This is a genomic window from Thermomicrobiales bacterium (assembly GCA_041390825.1).
In the GTDB taxonomy this organism is placed as follows: domain Bacteria; phylum Chloroflexota; class Chloroflexia; order Thermomicrobiales; family UBA6265; genus JAMLHN01.
On sequence record JAWKPF010000043.1, the window covers coordinates 1 to 17,718 of the forward strand.

Below are 17,718 nucleotides of genomic sequence, written 5' to 3' on the forward strand. Positions count from 1 at the left end.
CGCTCAACAAGGACCTTTAGCCACTACCACGCGTGCGAATCTCGGAGACCGCCGGTCGGCAACGATCGGCGGTCTTGCTGTTGCATCAGGCAGTGCTGCTCAGAGCAGTGAGCGCTCGGAAGCGGTGTAGCGCCGTGCGCGAGGCTTGATGCGCACATCCTTCAGAATCGATTCCAGCTGGTCGGCGCGGGTCTCGATTGCGAGCAGAGCCTCTCGCCCTACATCGTCGAAAACCTCGAAAGCCACCTCTCCTGAATCCCGGTGCGCCCATCCGCCGACAATTCGGCCATCGACCCAGACGGTGGGACCTCCATTGCCGACGTTGTCGAAAACCCGCTTCGCATGGTTACCGAGATAGAACGCTCTGTTTCTCCAGCCCATGGTGCTCGAATCGAGTCCGGGCAGGAGCGCGACCCATGGGCCAGCCGATTCCACAGGATCGACATCGTCAGGCAGCACAAAACCGGGACCTGCGCTCGTTTGCACCTCGATAGCGCCTGCGCGATCCAGAGCCTTGCGCGAGCGGCCTTTCGGCCATCCAGTCCACCAGGCAAGATCTTCGAGCGTGGCTGGCGCGTGCCCGGCCAACCACGAACGGGCGATTTGGAGGTCACCATCGTCGGCGCCGGGGCGATCTGGCCAGTCATTTCGCCATTGGGTTGTCTCGACCCAGCTGACCTGTGAGGACGTCCAGCTTCCGCGTGGTTGCCCACGCAGCACAATGCCCTTGGCCGACAAGAGCGTCAGTAACCGACTGGCAACTGACTGTGTCGTCAGGGTGTCACCTGGGCCGCTAATTGGAAGGCGAGCGCTCAGGTACGGATCGCCTTCTCCGATCTCGGCACTTGTGGCTTCCGGATGGTCTGCCAGAAACGCAAGCAGGCGGCGCTGAGACTCCTCGATCCAGCCAGCAGGATCGTCGATCCCTGCCGCATGCATGTAACGCACGAGGAGCCGCTCCTGATCGCGTGCAACCGTGGAATCGAACGACGACCACACGGCGGGAGCCAGGCGGTAGTCCACCGCAAACATCGTTCGCCGCATACCGAGCACGCGGACGATCGAACGGTCCAGATAGAGAGCCCGCTCCACGTCAGGAATCGAAAGGGATGATGTGCGAGCCAGCACTCCAAGCACGGTCGAGGTATGGTCGGTGCTGTGGATGGCCGTGAGCGCGTTGGCGACGTCCGCAGGCGTCTCGGCTCGGTGGCCGTCCGCCAGCAGGTGGCGGCGTCCGAGGCGCGCCCTTCGTTCGTCGTCATCGATCAGGCGAGTCAACTGCGCCTACGCAAAGATGTCGACGATGAGACGTTCCCGTTCGTCCCAGGTCGACATCGATTCGTCCATCACGACATAGGTTTTGCCCGGTGTCGACGACACTGCGCCGACGTTTCCGTCCTTGTCGAGTCCAACGATGTTCATCTCGCTGGCAAATGGATCGTCCAGTTGCTTCAGATCGAGCATGGCCTGCTTGAGGGCATCCTCGAGGCACATGCCGAATCGCATGAAGGTGACCACGCTGTGCGCGGTGCAGCAACGCTGGGCCATCTCTCCACGCCCGGTGCAGGCAGCTGCGCCCCACCGATCATCACAGTAGTTGCCCGCACCGATGATGGGAGAGTCTCCAACGCGTCCCGGGTACTTCCATGCCCATCCCGACGTGCTGACCCCTGAGGCAATGCGTCCGAACTTGTCCTGACAAAGGAAGTTGACGGTGCCATGCGCTTCGACCAATTGCGGGTCCGAGCTCATCCGCGAGACGAGGTCACGCATGTGCGCGTAGTAGTCCTGTTGCGCCGAGCCGAGGAGTGCAAGCTCGTCCGTGCGGGAGCGCCAGACCGCCATCGATTCGGGGGTGGTCAGATCCTTCGATTCGAGACCCGTTTCTGCTGCGAGGCGCCGCGCTCCTTCGCCAACGATCAGGACATGCGGGAGCCCGTCCATCACCGAACGGGCGAGTTGCGCGGCATCCTGATAGTCCTGGAGCGCGGCAACGCTTCCCGCGCGTAGCCCTTTTCCTTCCATGACACTTGCGTCGAGTTCGACCTGGCCGAGCATATTGGGGAGTCCGGAATAACCGACGCTGTGATCCTCTGGGTTCGCCTCGACAAGTGAAAGCGCGACCACGACGGCATCCATGGCGGATCCACCACCGCGCAGGACGTCGATAGCCGCTTCGATCCCAACAGAGCCGTTGGACGATGCGACGATGATTCCGTTCGACACGTGTTCGACTCCTCTAGCGGCCCATGGCGAGCGCGCGCGTTACCTCGTCTGTTTGAAACACCGGGAGCTCGCCCGAGCGATTGGATTCGACAAGTTGAAAGCCGGTTGTAGTCGCGGTGAGTTTTCCGATCACGGCAGTCTGGACGCCGAGTTCGTTACATCGGGCGATCGCTCGATCGACCTCTGACGCGGAAACCGCAGCCAGAAGGGTTCCGGAAGAGAGCATTCCGAGCGGGTCGATGTGGAAGTGCGCCGCGATCTGCTGCGTTTCATCGAGCAACGGAACCAGACCACGATCCATGATCGCTCCCAGCCCCGATGCGGCAGCGATCTCGCGCACACCATTGGCGACACCGCCCTCGGTGGGGTCGTGCAAGGCGGTCACGGCGCCCGTTTCCAGCAACGCGCGCGCGATTCCTACGACGGAGATGCCGGGATCATGCAGGAGTCGCTGAGCGCGAACGACGAACTCCGCTCCGAAGCGTTGGTTCAGTTCCTCCGGGCGCTCGAGGGCAAGAAGCGCGGTTCCTTCGATGCCAGCAGGACGGGCGAGCAGTAGCCGGTCGCCGCGCTGGGCGCGTCCGGGGTGGAGCAGTCCGGACGGTCCGGCCGTGCCGATCAGTGTTCCCACGAGCAGCGGTCGAGGCACGCCTTCTGTGATCTCGGTGTGTCCGCCAATGAGCGAGATTCCGAGTTCCTTGCAGGCCACGGTCAGCTGCTGAAAGAGATCGGCGACCAGGGACGGCGTAGAGCCAGTTTCCGGCAAGAGCGCTGTGACGAGCATCCAGCGCGGAACCGCGCCCAGGCAGCTCAGATCGTTGGCATTGACGTTGACGAGGTAATGGCCAGCTTCCTGGGTGACGAACGTGACGGGATCGTTCTTGATGACGAGCAGTGTTCCGTCGATATCGATGACCGCGGCGTCGCGTCCGAGTCCCGGACCGACCACCACAGACTCATCGTCCAGCGAGAGACCGGCAAGGAGCGATCCGAGCAGATCGAACGGGAGTTTTCCGACTGGCAACGTGTCTTCGTGCATGGATGCGTCTAGAAGGGAGGCTCGGATGCCGCTTCGGTGTCGAGCGATCGCTGCACCATTTCGATTTGCAGCTCGGCGCGTTCGAGCAGTTGCTGGCAGCGATGGCTCAATCGCGCTCCCAGCTCGAAGCATGCGAGCGATTGATCGAGCGTCAAGTCACCTGCATCCAGGAGCCCAACAATGGCTTCCAGCGCAGCCATCGACTCCTCGAACGTGCCGTCGACACTCGCGTGTTGCCAGTTTGCGATCTCGGTAACCAGGTCGGTAGACATCGACTCTCTTGGGATCACGAAGCGGTCGAGGTTACCAACGACTCGACCGAACCATCGACAAACCGGGTACGAATGGCATCGCCAGGGGCGAGCTCGGCAGCAGCGCGCACGGGCCGACCCGTGCCTCCATGCTCCACGAAAGCATACCCGCGCTCCATGGTTTTCGCTGGGGACAATGCGTCCATGACGGCGACAGCGTGACGGAGCCGATCGTTGGTTCGGTCGAGTCTCGATTGGACGGCTTGCGGCAGCGAAGACTGCAACTGCCGCAATTGATCCCAACGGTCCTGGAAGCCACGTTGGTCGATACGGTGGCCAATCCGTTCCACATCGACGATACGAATCGCCAGCTCCCGCTCGAAGCGATCTGCATGAAGCGCCAACGACTCGCGCAGCGATCGCAGATCGCCGAGAATGGCCGGGGAGACGAGCTCGGCGGCAGCGCTCGGTGTAGGCGCCCGGAGATCCGCAACCAGATCGAGGAGCGTCCAATCGGTCTCATGACCGATCGCGCTGATGACGGGGACAGGAGCGGCGAAGACGGCGCGTATCAGATTCTCATCGTTGAAGGCTGCCAGGTCTGAGGCGGATCCACCACCGCGAGCAATGACAATGACGTCGGGCGGATCGACTGCCAGCAGCGTGCGCAGGGCGGCAACGAGTTCAGCGGGAGCTGCATCACCCTGAACGGCTGCAGACGCCAGAATGAGCCGGGCAAACGGGTTGCGCCGCCGCATGACGTTTTGTATGTCGTGCCAAACCGCGCCCGAGGATGAGGTGATGATCCCAATGACCGCAGGGCGCTCGGGGATTTTTCGCTTGCGTGACTCCGCAAAGAGCCCTTCGGCTTCGAGTTGCTGACGCAGGAGCTCGAGCTCGAGCGCGGCGAGACCGATGCCCGCCTCCTCGATCAAATCGACATAAAACTGATAGCTACCGTCGGTCGGGTAGACCTCGATCTTCCCATGCGCGACGCACGATGCGCCGGGGGAGGGTAGGGACCGTTGTCGCAATGCATTCATGCGGAACATCGCGCAGCGCATGCGGGCGTCGTCTCCGGCCAGCGTGAAGAAGACGTGTCCAGACCGCGATACTGTCAGCTCCAGCACCTCGCCAGAAATCCAGATGTCGGCGAGCGTCGGGTCTGACGCGAAAAGGTCACGGATCCGATCCGTGACCTCTCGAACTGTGCGTGGCGTGTCGAGCATGACTTGCTAATCGAGCGGGGTGATGTGCACCAGCGGCTGTCCGTACTCGACCGGCTGCGCATTGGTGACCAGGATCTTGCTCACGATGCCGCCATGCTCGGAGGTGATCTCGTTCATGATCTTCATCGCTTCGATGATGCCGATCACCTGACCAGCTTCGACCTCGTCGCCTTCCTGGACGAACGGCGGTTCTCCCGGGCTTGGCGACGCGTAGAACGTGCCGATCATCGGCGATGTCACCACCAGTTGTCCGTCGTCCTGCTTCGAGGGCGCCGGTGTCGAAGTCTGAACCGAGACGGTCTCTGGTGCCGAATCGACTACGACTTTGCGCGGCGCCTCGATCTTGATGCGCACACGCGACCCTTCGTGCTCGACATCGAGCGTCGTCAGGCCGAACTCGCGCATCTGACGGGCGGCGTCCTGAATGAAATCGGCAATGTCTTCCCAGGAAGCGGCGTTGTCTGGCATCGCGAACTTTCCTCCAGGAACAGGTTAGGCGCGCTCGATGTACTCGCCGGTGCGGGTGTCGACCCGCAGCGGCTGGCCGATTTCGATGAAGAGGGGAACGTTGACCACCAGCCCCGTCTCGAGCGTGGCCGGTTTCGTGCCGCCGGAGGCGGTGTCGCCCTTGAGCCCGGGATCGGTCTCAGTGACGACCAACGTGACCGATGTCGGCAGCTCCAGGTCGATCGGTTCGTCCTGCCACGTCATGACGTCGAGCTCGTCATTCTCTTTGAGGAACTTGGCAGCGTCGCCGACGGCGGATTCGCTCAGCGTGAACTGATCGAACGTGTCCAGGTCCATGAAGTTGAAGCCGTCAGCATCCCGGTACAGGAACTGAACGTGCTTGCGCTCCAACCGTACGGCAGGAAACCGCGCGCCAGCCTGAACGGAATGAGTCGTTATCGCGCCGGTCCGAAGGTCACGGAGCGTCATGCGCAGTTGAGCGGAGCCGCGCCCCTGCTTGTTGTGCGAGAAATCGACAACCTTCACCAACCGGTTGTCGAACTCCATCGTCGTGCCCTTTCGGACATCTCCAGTCTCGATCAATGCGCTTTCTCCTTATCTGACCCGCGGCTTCTTGGGCGCGCGCGTCAGCACCTCATGTCCTTCATCAGTCACGAGCACGACATCCTCGATGCGTACTCCACCAAATCCTCGCAAGTAGATGCCTGGCTCGACCGTGAGGATCGAGTTGGCAGGCAACGGGTCGTCGTTCCTGGAATGCATGAATGGGCCGTCATGTATGCGAACCCCAATTCCATGTCCAAGACCATGGACGAACTGCTCACCGTATCCGGCCGCTGTGATCACATCACGCGCCGCCGCATCGACCACGTTCGCAGGAACACCGGCACGAATCGTAGCAAGCGCGGCATCCTGGGCAGCCTGAACGATAGTGTAAATCTCCGCCAGTTGAGCAGGCGGCTCTCCGAGCCAATTGGTGCGAGTCAGGTCGGCGGTATAGCCATGCACCGTGGCGCCGATATCCATGATGATCGCCTCGTGCTCCTCCAGGGGACGATCACCAGGTTCGTGGTGCGGCTTGGCCGAATTTGGACCGAACGCCACCGTGGGCGGGAATCCCCAGCCGTCGGCGCCTTGATCGAGAAACGAGATTGCGATCAGATTGGCGATTTCGCGTTCGGTGATACCCGGCCGCAGCGCCTCGAGCGCCCGCTCGTACGCGATGTCGGTGATCTCGATCGCCCGCCGGTGGTAGCTGACCTCTTCGGGCGTCTTGACCCAACGCAGGCGGTCGATTTGGTCCCCGATCGAAACGATCTCGATGCTGCCGAGGTGCTCGCTCAGGCGAACAAAGGAGTCATGTGGCAGGGTGGCGGTTTCGATTCCGACCCGTCTTGCGCCGTCAGCCTTGATGGCTTCGCCGACCTGCTTTTCCCATGGAGCGGTCGACTTGACGGCCTCGAATTCCGGAGCCGCGGCCTGAGCCCAGTCGATGTTGTTCGGGTTGGTATAGAGCTGCGCGGACGAAGGGGTAACGAGTAACACTCCGGCGGAACGACCGGAGTGATCGTCAGCCCGATAACCGCTGACGAAATACCGGTTGTCCTGATCGGAGATCAGGATCGCATCCCAATCTTCAGAGGCAAGAACGGATCGAAGTTGCTCGACACGATTGGTCATGAGATCCCTCGGCTACGGGTAGGTCTTCAAACAGAAATCGAGCGCCAGCCGGTACCCGTCGACACCGAGGCCCACGATTTGCCCCCGCGCGACTGCCGAGATCACGGAGTGATGGCGGAAAGACTCGCGTGCGTGGATGTTGCTGATATGAACCTCGATTGCGGGAGTGCCCACGCCGCTGAGCGCGTCCCGGAGCGCGATGCTGTAGTGGCTCAGCGCCCCGGGGTTGATGATGATGGCGTTCGAGTCCGGGCCGTGGGTCTGGATGGCATCGACCAGCACTCCCTCATGGTTCGATTGCAGCGCCACGATCGTGGCAGGTGGGTCGGCGGCCGCGGCCTGCGCTTCGAGACCGGCGACGATGTCCTGCAACGTCGTGTGGCCGTAGATCGCCGGCTCGCGGGTACCGAGCAGGTTGAGATTGGGACCGTTGAGCACCAGATATTTTCGTTCGGTCACGCGCGATCGAATCCTATCCAACGGGCGCGCCGCTGTTCGCGACGGCGCTGACATATGCGCGGATACGATACGATGAATCGCTACCCTCTGGAACGAACCGTCCAACAAAGATGTAGACCGGCTGGAGATACTGGTCGCCGCCGGGGAGTCCGGCGGTCGTGTAGCCGATCTCGATGGAGGAGTAGGTCGCGCGTCCCTTGACCACGCCCTGATCGTCCGCGACGCCTTCCGGCAACTGAACGTCCAGGAACGCCTCGCCGCTGGCGACCTCTGCCCAGGCGTCGGTTGGTTCGCGCAGTTGGTAGATGTCGTAGCGGTCGATGACTGGCCAACGAACCGAGGCTTCGATCACTTCACCGTTCGGGCCAATGGTGACCACTGCGCTGGGGTAGGCTGCCACCAGATTCTCCGGTTCGAGCGGTATGAACTGCACGATGACGCGCTGCGTCTCCTCGGATCTGCTGACAACCGTCCCGTCATCGACATTGTTCGGCAGCAGGCCAGCCGTGCGCAACCATTCGCGGGCGTAGCCGATGGCGGTCTCGTCATCCGGCAGTTCACCCTCTTCCGGTTGATCCGGTGAAAAGAACTGGACGAGACCAGCGGAGACATAGAGCTCCTGGTCGCCCTGGATGTCGAATGAGCCGTTGCCCCGGTCGTTGACTTCGCCCTCGATGCCAAGGTTCTCTGCGATGCGCTCGGTGCGCGCCGCTGTTGGTTCTTTCCAGTTCAGCTTGTAAACAGGTGCTTCGCGCGGAACCGCATCCAGATCGATGCGAGAGTCCGATTCGATCTGGAACTGATACCCCTGCTGATTGGATGTCGGGAGATCAGGGGGTGGAAGTTCGCTTGTGAGCTCACTGGACGACGCGTCGTCGGTGGACTCTGGTGTAGCGTCCTGGGCCAGGGTTCCGGCGCTGGCGACTGCAATCATCAGCGCGAGGAGTGCGACCAGCAGGCGGAACTGCAGTCCACCCGTCGCATTCGGATAACCTGTCAACGAACCAATCCTTTCTCAGGCGCGAGCAACTGGCGCGCCCGCAATGGCTGAATCGAGCTCCGACATGCGTCGCAACTCGACGATCTGATCGCGCAGCAATGCCGCTTTCTCGAACTCGAGATTCTTTGCTGCAGTTTTCATCTGACTTTCGAGGTCCTTGATCATGCGCACCAGTTCATCCTTGGGCATCTGCATGATGACTCCAGGTTGGTCGGAGCGGTCGGTGCGGTACTCGGCAGCGTCCTCAGCAACCTGACGCACGCGTTCGGTGATGTCCTTGATCTCTTTGACGATGCCGCGTGGCTCGATTCCGTGATCGGAGTTGTATTTGATCTGAATTTCGCGGCGACGGTAGGTTTCCTCGATCGCCGCGTTCATCGATTTGGTCATCGTGTCCGCGTACATGATGACCGCGCCATCGACGTGCCGCGCGGCTCGGCCGATCGTCTGAATGAGCGAACCTTCCGAGCGCAGGTAGCCTTCCTTGTCTGCGTCCAGAATCGCCACCAGCGACACCTCGGGGAGGTCGAGCCCTTCACGCAGCAGGTTGATGCCTACGACGACGTCGTAGATGCCAAGCCGCAAGTCCCGCAAGATCTCGATGCGCTCGAAGGTATCGATTTCGCTGTGCAGATAGTGCGTGCGAATCCCCATTTCCTTGAGGTAGTCGGCCAGATCCTCCGCCATGCGCTTCGTGAGCGTGGTAACCAGGGCGCGTTCGCCCTTGCCGACGCGCAGATTGATCTCGCGGAGCAAATCGTCGATCTGTCCCTTGGTGGGGCGCACCGAGATCGAGGGGTCGATCAACCCGGTTGGGCGAATGACCTGTTCCACGGTCCGCTGGGCGACCTCGCGCTCGAACGGTCCCGGCGTCGCCGACACATAGACGATCTGGTTGAGCATGCGGTCGAATTCGTCAAACGTCAGCGGACGGTTGTCACGCGCCGACGGTAATCGGAATCCGTGTTCCACGAGGACATCCTTGCGGGCGCGGTCGCCCGCATACATGCCGCGCACCTGAGGTATCGACATGTGAGACTCGTCGATGATCATCAGGAAGTCTTTCGGGAAGTAGTCGAGCAGGGTATGCGGTTGCTCGCCCGGCTTCAGCCGCGAGAGGTGCATCGAATAGTTCTCGATGCCGGAGCAGAATCCGGTTTCCTCCATCATCTCGAGGTCGTAATTGGTGCGTTGCTCCAGCCGCTGCGCCTCGACCAGTTTCCCCTGGTTGCGCAGTTCCTCCAGCCGTTCGGCCAGTTCCACCCGAATATCGGCAATACCGGCACGCAGTTTGTCGGCTGACGTGACGTAATGTCGCGCCGGATAGATATCGATCTCGATGCGGTCGACCAGCAGTTCGCCGGTCAGCGGATCGACCTCGACAATGCGTTCGATCTCATCACCGAAGAACTCGATCCGGACCGCGATTTCCTCGTAGGCGGGAAAGACCTCGATCGTGTCGCCCCGGACCCGAAACGAACCGCGCACAACGGTCATGTCGTTGCGGTCGTACTGTACGTCCAGCAAACGGCGAATCACTTGATCGCGCCGCTCATGAGCGCCGCGCCGCAGGGAAATCACCGTGTTCTGGTATTCCTCTGGTGAACCCAGGCCGTAGATGCAGGAGACCGACGCGACGATCAACGTGTCAGGACGGGTCAGCAGCGATCGGGTAGCGGCGTGCCGCAGCTTATCGATCTCCTCGTTGATATCAGTGTCTTTTTCGATGTAGGTGTCAGTGCGCGCGACGTACGCTTCGGGCTGGTAATAGTCGTAGTACGAAACGAAGTACTCGATGGCGTTGTTTGGGAAGAACTCCTTGAACTCGGAATAGAGCTGCGCGGCCAGCGTTTTGTTGTGCGCCAGCACCAGGGTCGGGCGGTTGTAGTGCTCGACCAGGTTGGCCATGGTGAATGTCTTGCCCGAACCGGTGACGCCGAGAAGCACCTGGCGCTTCAGATCGTTGTTCAGCCCATCGACCAGTTGCTCGATTGCGCGGGGCTGGTCGCCAGTGGGGCGGAGATCGGATTCGATACGGAAGTTGGCCATAGCGGAAGGGGACCTCGGAAATCAGATCAGATGATCTGGTCAAGGGGTGGATTATAGCCGACCGAACTGAAAGGACCTGGATGGGGCCGTGAATGGATCAGGAGAGGCGATAGAAGTCCGCGTCGGCTGCAGGGTTCGCGACGATGTCCTCGATGTGCCGAACTGCCCAGCGTTGCCCAGCAAAGATGAGACGTCCAGTGGCTTCGTCCCGGTCACACCATGCGTAATCGTCGAACTCGTCGTCGAGCGAAACCGGAGCGTCGACGGTCATATGAAACGCAAAGACCGGCGCGAGCACGATCGTGTCGGTTGCGTGATCGAAGAACTGATTGATGTAGTCCGCGGAGAACGCGTCGAGGTTCGAGAGACCTGTCTGGATACGAACCGCCCGCCGCGCAGCTTCCAGTGACGTTTCACTTTCGGACACGCGGCCGTGAATGCCATGCCAGGTGTTGCCGAGTGGCAGCTCGGCGCGGCGGCGAAGCAGCAAGAACTGCGCGCGGCCATGGCGATGTCGAAAGACATAGGCATCGACGATATCGGTTGTGATCGAAGCCACGCCATCCTCCAAATGAGGCGTATGAGCCGCAGGAACGGTAGGTTTTACCACGAAACCGAAGGAGAGGACTGTATTGGGCTGCACGCCAACACTTTGCGGATAACATGGATTGACCGCAAAAGTATCGATTTGCGGTCCGTGGAGGAAAATGCCCGTGCGATCATGTTGCCGGTTCGAGCGACCTGGGGAGCGTGACCCCGAGTACCGCGGTCTGAGCGGCGCCGATTCTCGATTGTGACTTCAACAGACTCCACCGTTTCAAATGAAGATGCTGCGATTCGCGATGCCGCGTCGGCCGAGGGTCGGTTCCAGCGCTGGTTGTTGCTCGCGCTGGTGTTCGTATGCGGCGGCGCCAGCATTGGCACCGAGTTGGCAATGTCGCGCCTGCTCGCGCCGTACTTCGGGACCTCCACATTCATCTGGGCCAATCTGATCGGGCTCACATTGGCGTTCCTGGCGATCGGCTACACGATTGGCGGTCGCCTGGCGGACAAAGACCCGTCGCTTGGCGTCATGCTGGTGATTGCCGGATTGGCGGGTTTTTCGGTAACGCTCATTCCTGTCATCGCTCGACCGATTTTGAGGCTGTCGATCGATGCCTTCGATGATTTGAACGCCGGCGTGTTCTTCGGCTCCTTCTTCGCAACTCTCCTGCTGATGGCGATTCCGATGCTCCTCTTCGGGTGTATTTCGCCGTTCGCGATCCGCATGCGTACCCAGAACATTCGTTCGAGCGGCGAGACGGCCGGGAACATCTATGCGCTCTCAACGGTCGGTTCCATCGTGGGCAGCTTCTTGCCCGTGCTCGTGCTGATTCCGCTCTTCGGGACACGCGCGACTTTCCTGATCATGGGCGCCACACTAATGATTTTGGCGCTGATTGGGCTCGTGGCAACTCAGGGAGGCCGACGAGCGATCATGGTTGCCGCCCTTCTGGCCGCGACGTTGGCTGTCCATGCATCGACGGCGGCGGGAACGATCAAGCCGCCCTATCGCGGCGTGCTCGTGAAAGAGGCCGAGTCGGAATACAACTACATCCAGGTGCTCGAGCAAGACGGGCGCTACCTGCTCGCCTTGAACGATGGCCACGCGATCCATTCGATCTTCGACCCGAATTCAGTGCTCACCGGTGGTCCGTGGGACTACTTCTTGCTGGCGCCGACCATGGCGGGTGTCGATCCGGAACGAGCGCTCATCGTCGGTCTCGCTGGCGGCACGTCCGCGCGATCACTGCTGGCAACCTATCCAGACCTTGCGATCGACGGGGTCGAGATCGATCCGACCGTCCTCGAACTGGCCGAGGAGTATTTCGATCTCGACGATCCACGACTCGCGACCTTCGCTGAAGACGGCCGGTACTTTCTGGAGACTTCGGACGCGACCTACGATCTGGTCGCGCTCGATGCCTATCGCCAACCCTATATTCCATTTCATCTGGCGACCAGGGAGTACTTTCAGCTGGTTGCCGATCACTTGAGCGATGACGGTGTGGTAGTCGTCAACGTCGGGAGGTCGGAAACGGACTTCCGTCTGGTGGACGCTCTATCATCTATGCTCAGCGCGGTCTTTCCGTCGGTATGGCTTGTGGACGTGCAGGGATACGACAATACGATGGTGATCGCTTCCCAGCAGGAAGTTACGCTCGAACAGATCGAGACACGATTGCGCTCGGTGGAGCCGGGATCGAATCAGCAGATTGTGGCGGCGGAAGTCTTCGCAGACGGCAATCTTCGTATGAACTCGGCGGACGATCGACCCTATACCGACGATCGCGCCCCGGTCGAAACGTTGATCGACCGCATGATATTTGATGCAGCACGAGAAGAAACTGGCGAATGACGATTCCAAGCGATCTCCAGCCATTGCAGGGCACGCAAATCGGGCGGCTGCCGTTCGTCCGACATGGCATCACGCGGCGGGTTCCCGGACTTGGCAACGCCGACGGCAACATCTCCTATTCCGAGCCACGGGACCCGCACGACGCCTGGCAGATGCGGCAGTACTGGTGTGACCGCATCGGGGTCGACCCAACCTCACTGGTGACCGCGCATCAGGTGCACGGGAACCAGGTCGGAGTCGTCCCTCGCGGAAAAGCCGGCACTGGGTCGGCTCCCGGCACCGGATTGTTCGGGAAGTTCGACAGCCTGGTCACGAACGATCCGAGTGTGGCGGTGATGATGACGCATGCCGACTGTCTCGCGGTTGTGCTTTGCGATCCACAGACTCGAGCGGTCGGCGTCGTGCATGCCGGCTGGCGCGGGACGGTGTCCAATGTGAGCGGCGCCACAGTCACCGCGATGGTGGAATCGTTCGGAAGCGGACCGGAAGAGACGCTGGCATTCATTGGTCCGGGAATCTGCGCCGCATGCTATGCGGTTGGCGACGAAGTGGCAGACTCATGGAACGATCTGGGCGTTCCCGGTGGCGAAGCAGCTCTGAACAAGCCGAACGGGCAGTGGCATTTCGACCTGGCCGAGGCGAACTACCTGCAGTTGCGGGCGGCTGGTCTGCGTGACGATGCCATCGAACGATCCGGGATCTGCACCAACTGCGGTGGACCGTCATGGTTTTCGCATCGTGGGCAAGGGCCGACGACGGGCCGCTTTGGTTCGATCATCGCGGTGGTCGAATGACCGAAGTACGGCTCGATTCGGCACTCGCTCAGCGGCTCTCGGCTGTCCAGGAACGCGTGACGTTGGCGGCAGAGAACGCAGGGCGCGATCCTTCTGGCGTGACTATTGTCGGAGTCACAAAGACCGTCGGACGCGACGCTGTCGATGAAGCATATGCGCTCGGGATGCGGGTCTTTGGCGAGAATCGCGTGCAGGACGCCAAAGCGAAGTTCGCGGTCCCATTGCCAAGTGATGCCCAGCTCCACATGATCGGCAGTCTGCAATCCAACAAGGCGAAGACAGCGGTCGAGTTGTTCGACGTCATACAGTCGGTCGATCGCCCGTCGCTGGTTGAGGCCTTGGCTCGGCAAGCTGAGGCCGCCGGAAAGTCGGTCGACGTACTGCTCGAGATCAACGTAGCTGGCGAGATGCAAAAGGCTGGTTGCGCACCCGAGAACGCTCATGCGTTGCTCGACCAGGTGATTGGCCACGCCGGATTGCGGCCGCTCGGGTTGATGACGATGGCGCCGCTGGTCGACGACCAGGAGTCGGTGCGACCGGTTTTTCGCGCGTTGCGCGAGTTAGGTCGTGCGCTCGAGGAGCGATCCGGCGTTGCGCTTCCAATTTTGTCGATGGGCATGAGCAACGATTTCGAGGCCGCGATTGCCGAAGGAGCGACCCACGTGCGCATCGGCCGGGCGATTTTTGGTGGCTAGCGCTTCCGATCGTGTTCGCCTGATTTCACTTGCGAGCGGGAGCAGCGGCAATGCGCTCCTGGTGCAGCACGGCTCGGTTGCCGGGCTGATCGACTGTGGAATTGGGCCGAATCGTCTGCGATCAGAACTGCTGCAGCTCGGATTGAGGCTTGGCGATCTGAGCTTTGCCTATGTGACGCATGAGCATATCGACCACATTCGCGCAGTGCCGGCACTTCGCAGAGCGGGCGTGCCGATCGTCACCGGGTCTGGGACTGCCCAGGCGATGGGCCTTGGACCTGGCGACTGGATGCGGATCAAGCATGGAGCCAGATTCGAATGTGGCGGTGTCGAGGTGTCGGCCGTTCGCACGTCGCACGATGCGGCCGAGCCGCTCGGCGCAGTGGTGACGCTCGGCGCAATCACGGCGGCCGTGTTCACCGATATGGGCGAATGGGACGCGCTGATCGTCGATGCCATGACCCGAGCCGATGTCATTGTTGTCGAAGCCAACCACAACATCGACATGCTCAAGCGCGGTCCATATCCCGCGCACCTCAAGCGAAGGGTGTTGTCGCCGGTAGGGCACCTATCGAACGACGACGCCGGGCGTCTGACCGAGACAGTTCGAGAGCGTTCTGGACACAGTCCGTCGATCTTCCTGGCGCACCTTTCAGAGACGAACAACACGCCGTCGCGCGCCGTGGCCGATGTGGCGACATTCGGAGGGTGGATCGACGACGGGTTGACACCCCTTCCCCGCGCGTCTGCCCTCGATTTGCTGGAAGGGGCCCCGGCGGTGAAGAGGCCGCCGGTGGAAGTGCAGCAACAACTTTTTGCATTGGAGATTCTTGGCGAGAGCCAGCAATGACGTTCCGGCCGCATTGGCCGGGTATGACGACGGGAGGAACAGGCTGAGCACCATCATGCTGATGCACGACCGATTGGCGACGTCCATGATGCTCTTCATGGCGGCGATCGGTATTTGGGGCATGTTCATGTATTTCACCGGTGGCGGGCTCACCGGGAGTTTCAACGGCGCCCTTGCGATAGGCGAGGTGCTGATCATCGCGCAAGTGGCGTTCGGGGTCATCCTTTACTTCAAGGGTTTTCGACCCGAGTCCTCGATTCACATTCTGTACGGACTGACGGCTGTCATCGCGCTTCCCTTCATCTGGAGCTACATGCGAGAACGTGATGCCAGGCAGGCCTTGCTCATCTTCAGTCTTGGGGCGCTCTTTGTGTCCGGACTGGCCATCCGAGGAATGACGACCGGCAGCTGAATGCCGGTCGCCTCGTTTTTCAGCAGTGTACGAACACCGCGAAACCATCGTGCGCTTCGGCGCGTCTTCTATGACTGAGAGACAACGGGATTTCTGGCGTTTGGCTGGGAATCATCCGAATTTGCGATGACGTTGACATTGCTACGCCACGAGCGTACAATCTGACCGTACAGTCCGAAAGATACGTTCGCGACGGCATGGGGAATCGCGTAAGGAGTGGGAGTGGAAGGCAGTTCCCGCGATTACCAACCGGTAATCGATCAAGCGTTGCAAGTGGTCTATAGCCATCATCACCGCTTGATTAGCCAGCTTTACCCAAGCGCCTTCGAGCCGCTTTCGCTCGACGCCCTGCGCGATGGCCCGCTTGGAAGAGATCTCAGCAAGCTCGCTCGCCTCGCTCGAGGTGAAGTCAAAGAGCAAAAGGACCACGTGCTGACAGCGATCGATTCGATCGTTCAGCTTCTCTTTTGGCCGGCGGCCGCGGACGACTACACGGTCCCGCGATCGTTCTGGGACTCCGAGCTTGGGCGCATGTTGGCGCTCGCGAAGTTCCGGGCCTTCGAGGCGAACGAACTCGTTTCGATCGGCAATGCAGCGCAACAGCTCAATGTCACCCGCCCCACCATCTATCGGTGGATGGATGACCGGACGCTCAGTTATGTCAAGGATGATATGAGCGGACGAACCTTCGTGGTGCGCAAGGATATCGAGAATCTGAAGCGGGTCGCGGCCGAGTTGGGCGCCTCCGACTAGCGCAAGAGCAACCATGAATCTGCGGAAACGGCGCCAATTGGCGCCGTTTTTCGTTCTTCCGGGGCGGTTTTCGACGGATTCACCAAGGCGATCAGCTCAAGTTGCTCGTTCGAGCATTGAGACGTCTCGAACGCTGCTGAGACTGGAACTGCCGGATCGCACCGGCGCCGAACGAGTCTGGGATCGACCATCACGACATCCGGCCCGCGATTCATGGATCGGTGCTGCTGACGACAGGAACGAAAGCTCCGGGGCGGTCGTGGGCTCGTTGGTCAGCTGTCGATGTACTCCACTGGTACCCGGCGAGAGATACGCGCGACGATTTCGTATCCAATCGTGTCGATCGCCGCCGCAAGCTGGTTTGCTGTTGCTGCGCCAGACGAGGCATCTCCGATGAGGGTGACCTCGTCGCCGACCGAGAGTTCGACGCCGTCAGGAATCCCCACCGCGCACTGGTCCATGGAAACGCGACCACGCACGGGAAGCCGATGTCCCTGAAAGCCGACCCAACCTTTGTTCGAAAGCGCCCGCGGAAAGCCGTCGGCGTAGCCGATAGGAACAATGCCGATCCGCTCTTGTCCGGTGGCAACGTACGTTCCGCCGTAGCCGGTTCGGTCTCCCGGGGTCATCTCGAAGATGTGTTGCACCGTAGCGCGCCACTCGAGCGCCGGTTTCATGCCATCGAGAACCTTCACATGTTCAGACGGAGCGATGCCATACAGGCAAATCCCGGCGCGGACCATATCCAGGTCGGCTGACCGATTGCGGAGAAGCGCCGCGCTATTGCTGATATGCGCCATCGGCGGGACGAAACCAGCTGCTTCGAGCTCTGCGCGGACGCGCTGAAACTCGGAGAGCTGCTCGTCCATGCGGACGGTCGTCAGCTCATCTGCTTCGGCAAAGTGCGAATAGACGCCATCCAACTGGATCATCGAATCACTCGCAAGCCGGTACGCCAGCTCGACCGCTTCCGAAGGATGCACGCCGAACCTTCGCATACCGGTGTCGATCTTGAGGTGGACGTGCAGCTGTCGGGAGTCCGAGCGGGACGCTAGCAAGCGCTCCGCTTGCACCATGTCCCCTACTCCGATGGCGACGTCCAGTTGCGCCGCAATCGGCGCTTCGGTTGGGTCTGACGAACCAAGAACAAGGATGGGCGCCTCGATACCGGCCTGGCGAAGTTCTGATGCCTCGGCAACCGTCGCGACTCCCAGATCGGAAGCGCCGCCCCGAAGAGCAGCGCGGGCCGAATCGACCGCGCCGTGCCCATAGGCGTTCGCCTTGACCACCGCCATGAACCGTGCGCCAGCGGTGATTTCACGCCGAATACTGCGCGCGTTGGTTTCGATGGCGCCCAGGTCGACGATCAGCCGGGTTGGTCGGTGTCCGGGGCGCGGCGCGCCAGGCTGGCGCAT

The 17,718-nt window shown here is 61.2% G+C and carries 19 protein-coding genes; 6 read left to right on the top strand and 13 right to left on the bottom strand.

The genetic code is table 11. The annotated features are described in order from the left end of the window. Positions 1 to 99: 99 nt before the first annotated feature. The 12 genes from R2855_17770 to R2855_17825 form a co-directional block, all read right to left on the bottom strand. Positions 100 to 1,278, bottom strand: coding sequence for a winged helix DNA-binding domain-containing protein (locus R2855_17770; GenBank protein ID MEZ4532846.1), 1,179 nt, complete (start codon positions 1,276 to 1,278; stop codon positions 100 to 102). 6 nt (positions 1,279 to 1,284) lie between these two features. Then, a complete protein-coding gene (locus R2855_17775; GenBank protein MEZ4532847.1) occupies positions 1,285 to 2,226 on the bottom strand; it encodes a N(4)-(beta-N-acetylglucosaminyl)-L-asparaginase in 942 nt (313 codons plus the stop codon). Between the two features lie 13 nt (positions 2,227 to 2,239). After that, entirely contained in the window at positions 2,240 to 3,250 is a 1,011-nt protein-coding gene (locus R2855_17780; GenBank protein MEZ4532848.1) for an AIR synthase-related protein, read from the bottom strand. A gap of 23 nt (positions 3,251 to 3,273) precedes the next feature. Further along, complete coding sequence (gene xseB / locus R2855_17785) at positions 3,274 to 3,537, bottom strand: exodeoxyribonuclease VII small subunit (GenBank protein MEZ4532849.1); 264 nt, start codon at positions 3,535 to 3,537, stop codon at positions 3,274 to 3,276. 14 nt (positions 3,538 to 3,551) lie between these two features. Next, a complete protein-coding gene (gene xseA, locus R2855_17790) occupies positions 3,552 to 4,745 on the bottom strand; it encodes an exodeoxyribonuclease VII large subunit (protein MEZ4532850.1) in 1,194 nt (397 codons plus the stop codon). A gap of 6 nt (positions 4,746 to 4,751) precedes the next feature. Then, a complete protein-coding gene (gene accB / locus R2855_17795) occupies positions 4,752 to 5,213 on the bottom strand; it encodes an acetyl-CoA carboxylase biotin carboxyl carrier protein (protein ID MEZ4532851.1) in 462 nt (153 codons plus the stop codon). 24 nt (positions 5,214 to 5,237) lie between these two features. Continuing rightward, positions 5,238 to 5,795 carry an elongation factor P gene (gene efp, locus R2855_17800; protein MEZ4532852.1) on the bottom strand — a complete coding sequence of 186 codons (558 nt, stop codon included), beginning with the start codon at positions 5,793 to 5,795 and terminating at the stop codon, positions 5,238 to 5,240. Between the two features lie 12 nt (positions 5,796 to 5,807). Then, positions 5,808 to 6,893, bottom strand: coding sequence for a Xaa-Pro peptidase family protein (locus tag R2855_17805; GenBank protein MEZ4532853.1), 1,086 nt, complete (start codon positions 6,891 to 6,893; stop codon positions 5,808 to 5,810). A 12-nt stretch (positions 6,894 to 6,905) separates the two neighbouring features. Beyond that, on the bottom strand, positions 6,906 to 7,352 hold the full coding sequence (gene aroQ, locus R2855_17810) for a type II 3-dehydroquinate dehydratase (protein MEZ4532854.1): 447 nt from the start codon (positions 7,350 to 7,352) through the stop codon (positions 6,906 to 6,908). 13 nt (positions 7,353 to 7,365) lie between these two features. Then, entirely contained in the window at positions 7,366 to 8,352 is a 987-nt protein-coding gene (locus R2855_17815; GenBank protein MEZ4532855.1) for a hypothetical protein, read from the bottom strand. Positions 8,353 to 8,367: 15 nt separating this feature from the next. Then, a complete protein-coding gene (gene uvrB, locus R2855_17820) occupies positions 8,368 to 10,401 on the bottom strand; it encodes an excinuclease ABC subunit UvrB (protein MEZ4532856.1) in 2,034 nt (677 codons plus the stop codon). A 97-nt stretch (positions 10,402 to 10,498) separates the two neighbouring features. Beyond that, positions 10,499 to 10,960, bottom strand: a complete 462-nt coding sequence (locus R2855_17825) for an NUDIX domain-containing protein (protein MEZ4532857.1) — start codon at positions 10,958 to 10,960, stop codon at positions 10,499 to 10,501. A gap of 234 nt (positions 10,961 to 11,194) precedes the next feature. Here R2855_17825 and R2855_17830 point away from each other — a divergent pair, with 234 nt between their 5' ends. From R2855_17830 to R2855_17855, 6 genes are all read left to right on the top strand, one after another. Further along, a complete protein-coding gene (locus R2855_17830) occupies positions 11,195 to 12,799 on the top strand; it encodes a fused MFS/spermidine synthase (protein ID MEZ4532858.1) in 1,605 nt (534 codons plus the stop codon). Next, a complete protein-coding gene (gene pgeF, locus R2855_17835; protein MEZ4532859.1) occupies positions 12,796 to 13,593 on the top strand; it encodes a peptidoglycan editing factor PgeF in 798 nt (265 codons plus the stop codon). The genes R2855_17830 and pgeF overlap by 4 nt, the downstream gene beginning before the upstream one ends. Continuing rightward, positions 13,590 to 14,288 carry a YggS family pyridoxal phosphate-dependent enzyme gene (locus tag R2855_17840; protein MEZ4532860.1) on the top strand — a complete coding sequence of 233 codons (699 nt, stop codon included), beginning with the start codon at positions 13,590 to 13,592 and terminating at the stop codon, positions 14,286 to 14,288. Before pgeF ends, R2855_17840 begins: the two co-directional genes overlap by 4 nt. Beyond that, positions 14,281 to 15,138, top strand: coding sequence for an MBL fold metallo-hydrolase (locus R2855_17845; protein MEZ4532861.1), 858 nt, complete (start codon positions 14,281 to 14,283; stop codon positions 15,136 to 15,138). Before R2855_17840 ends, R2855_17845 begins: the two co-directional genes overlap by 8 nt. Further along, the gene (locus R2855_17850) at positions 15,119 to 15,550 is read left to right on the top strand and encodes a hypothetical protein (GenBank protein MEZ4532862.1); all 432 of its coding nucleotides are present in this window, start codon (positions 15,119 to 15,121) and stop codon (positions 15,548 to 15,550) included. The genes R2855_17845 and R2855_17850 overlap by 20 nt, the downstream gene beginning before the upstream one ends. A 222-nt stretch (positions 15,551 to 15,772) precedes the next feature. Continuing rightward, positions 15,773 to 16,303, top strand: a complete 531-nt coding sequence (locus tag R2855_17855; GenBank protein ID MEZ4532863.1) for an excisionase family DNA-binding protein — start codon at positions 15,773 to 15,775, stop codon at positions 16,301 to 16,303. Positions 16,304 to 16,575: 272 nt separating this feature from the next. Here R2855_17855 and alr read toward each other — a convergent pair whose 3' ends face one another. Then, positions 16,576 to 17,718: an alanine racemase gene (alr, locus tag R2855_17860; GenBank protein ID MEZ4532864.1), complete on the bottom strand. Its 1,143-nt coding sequence runs from the start codon at positions 17,716 to 17,718 to the stop codon at positions 16,576 to 16,578.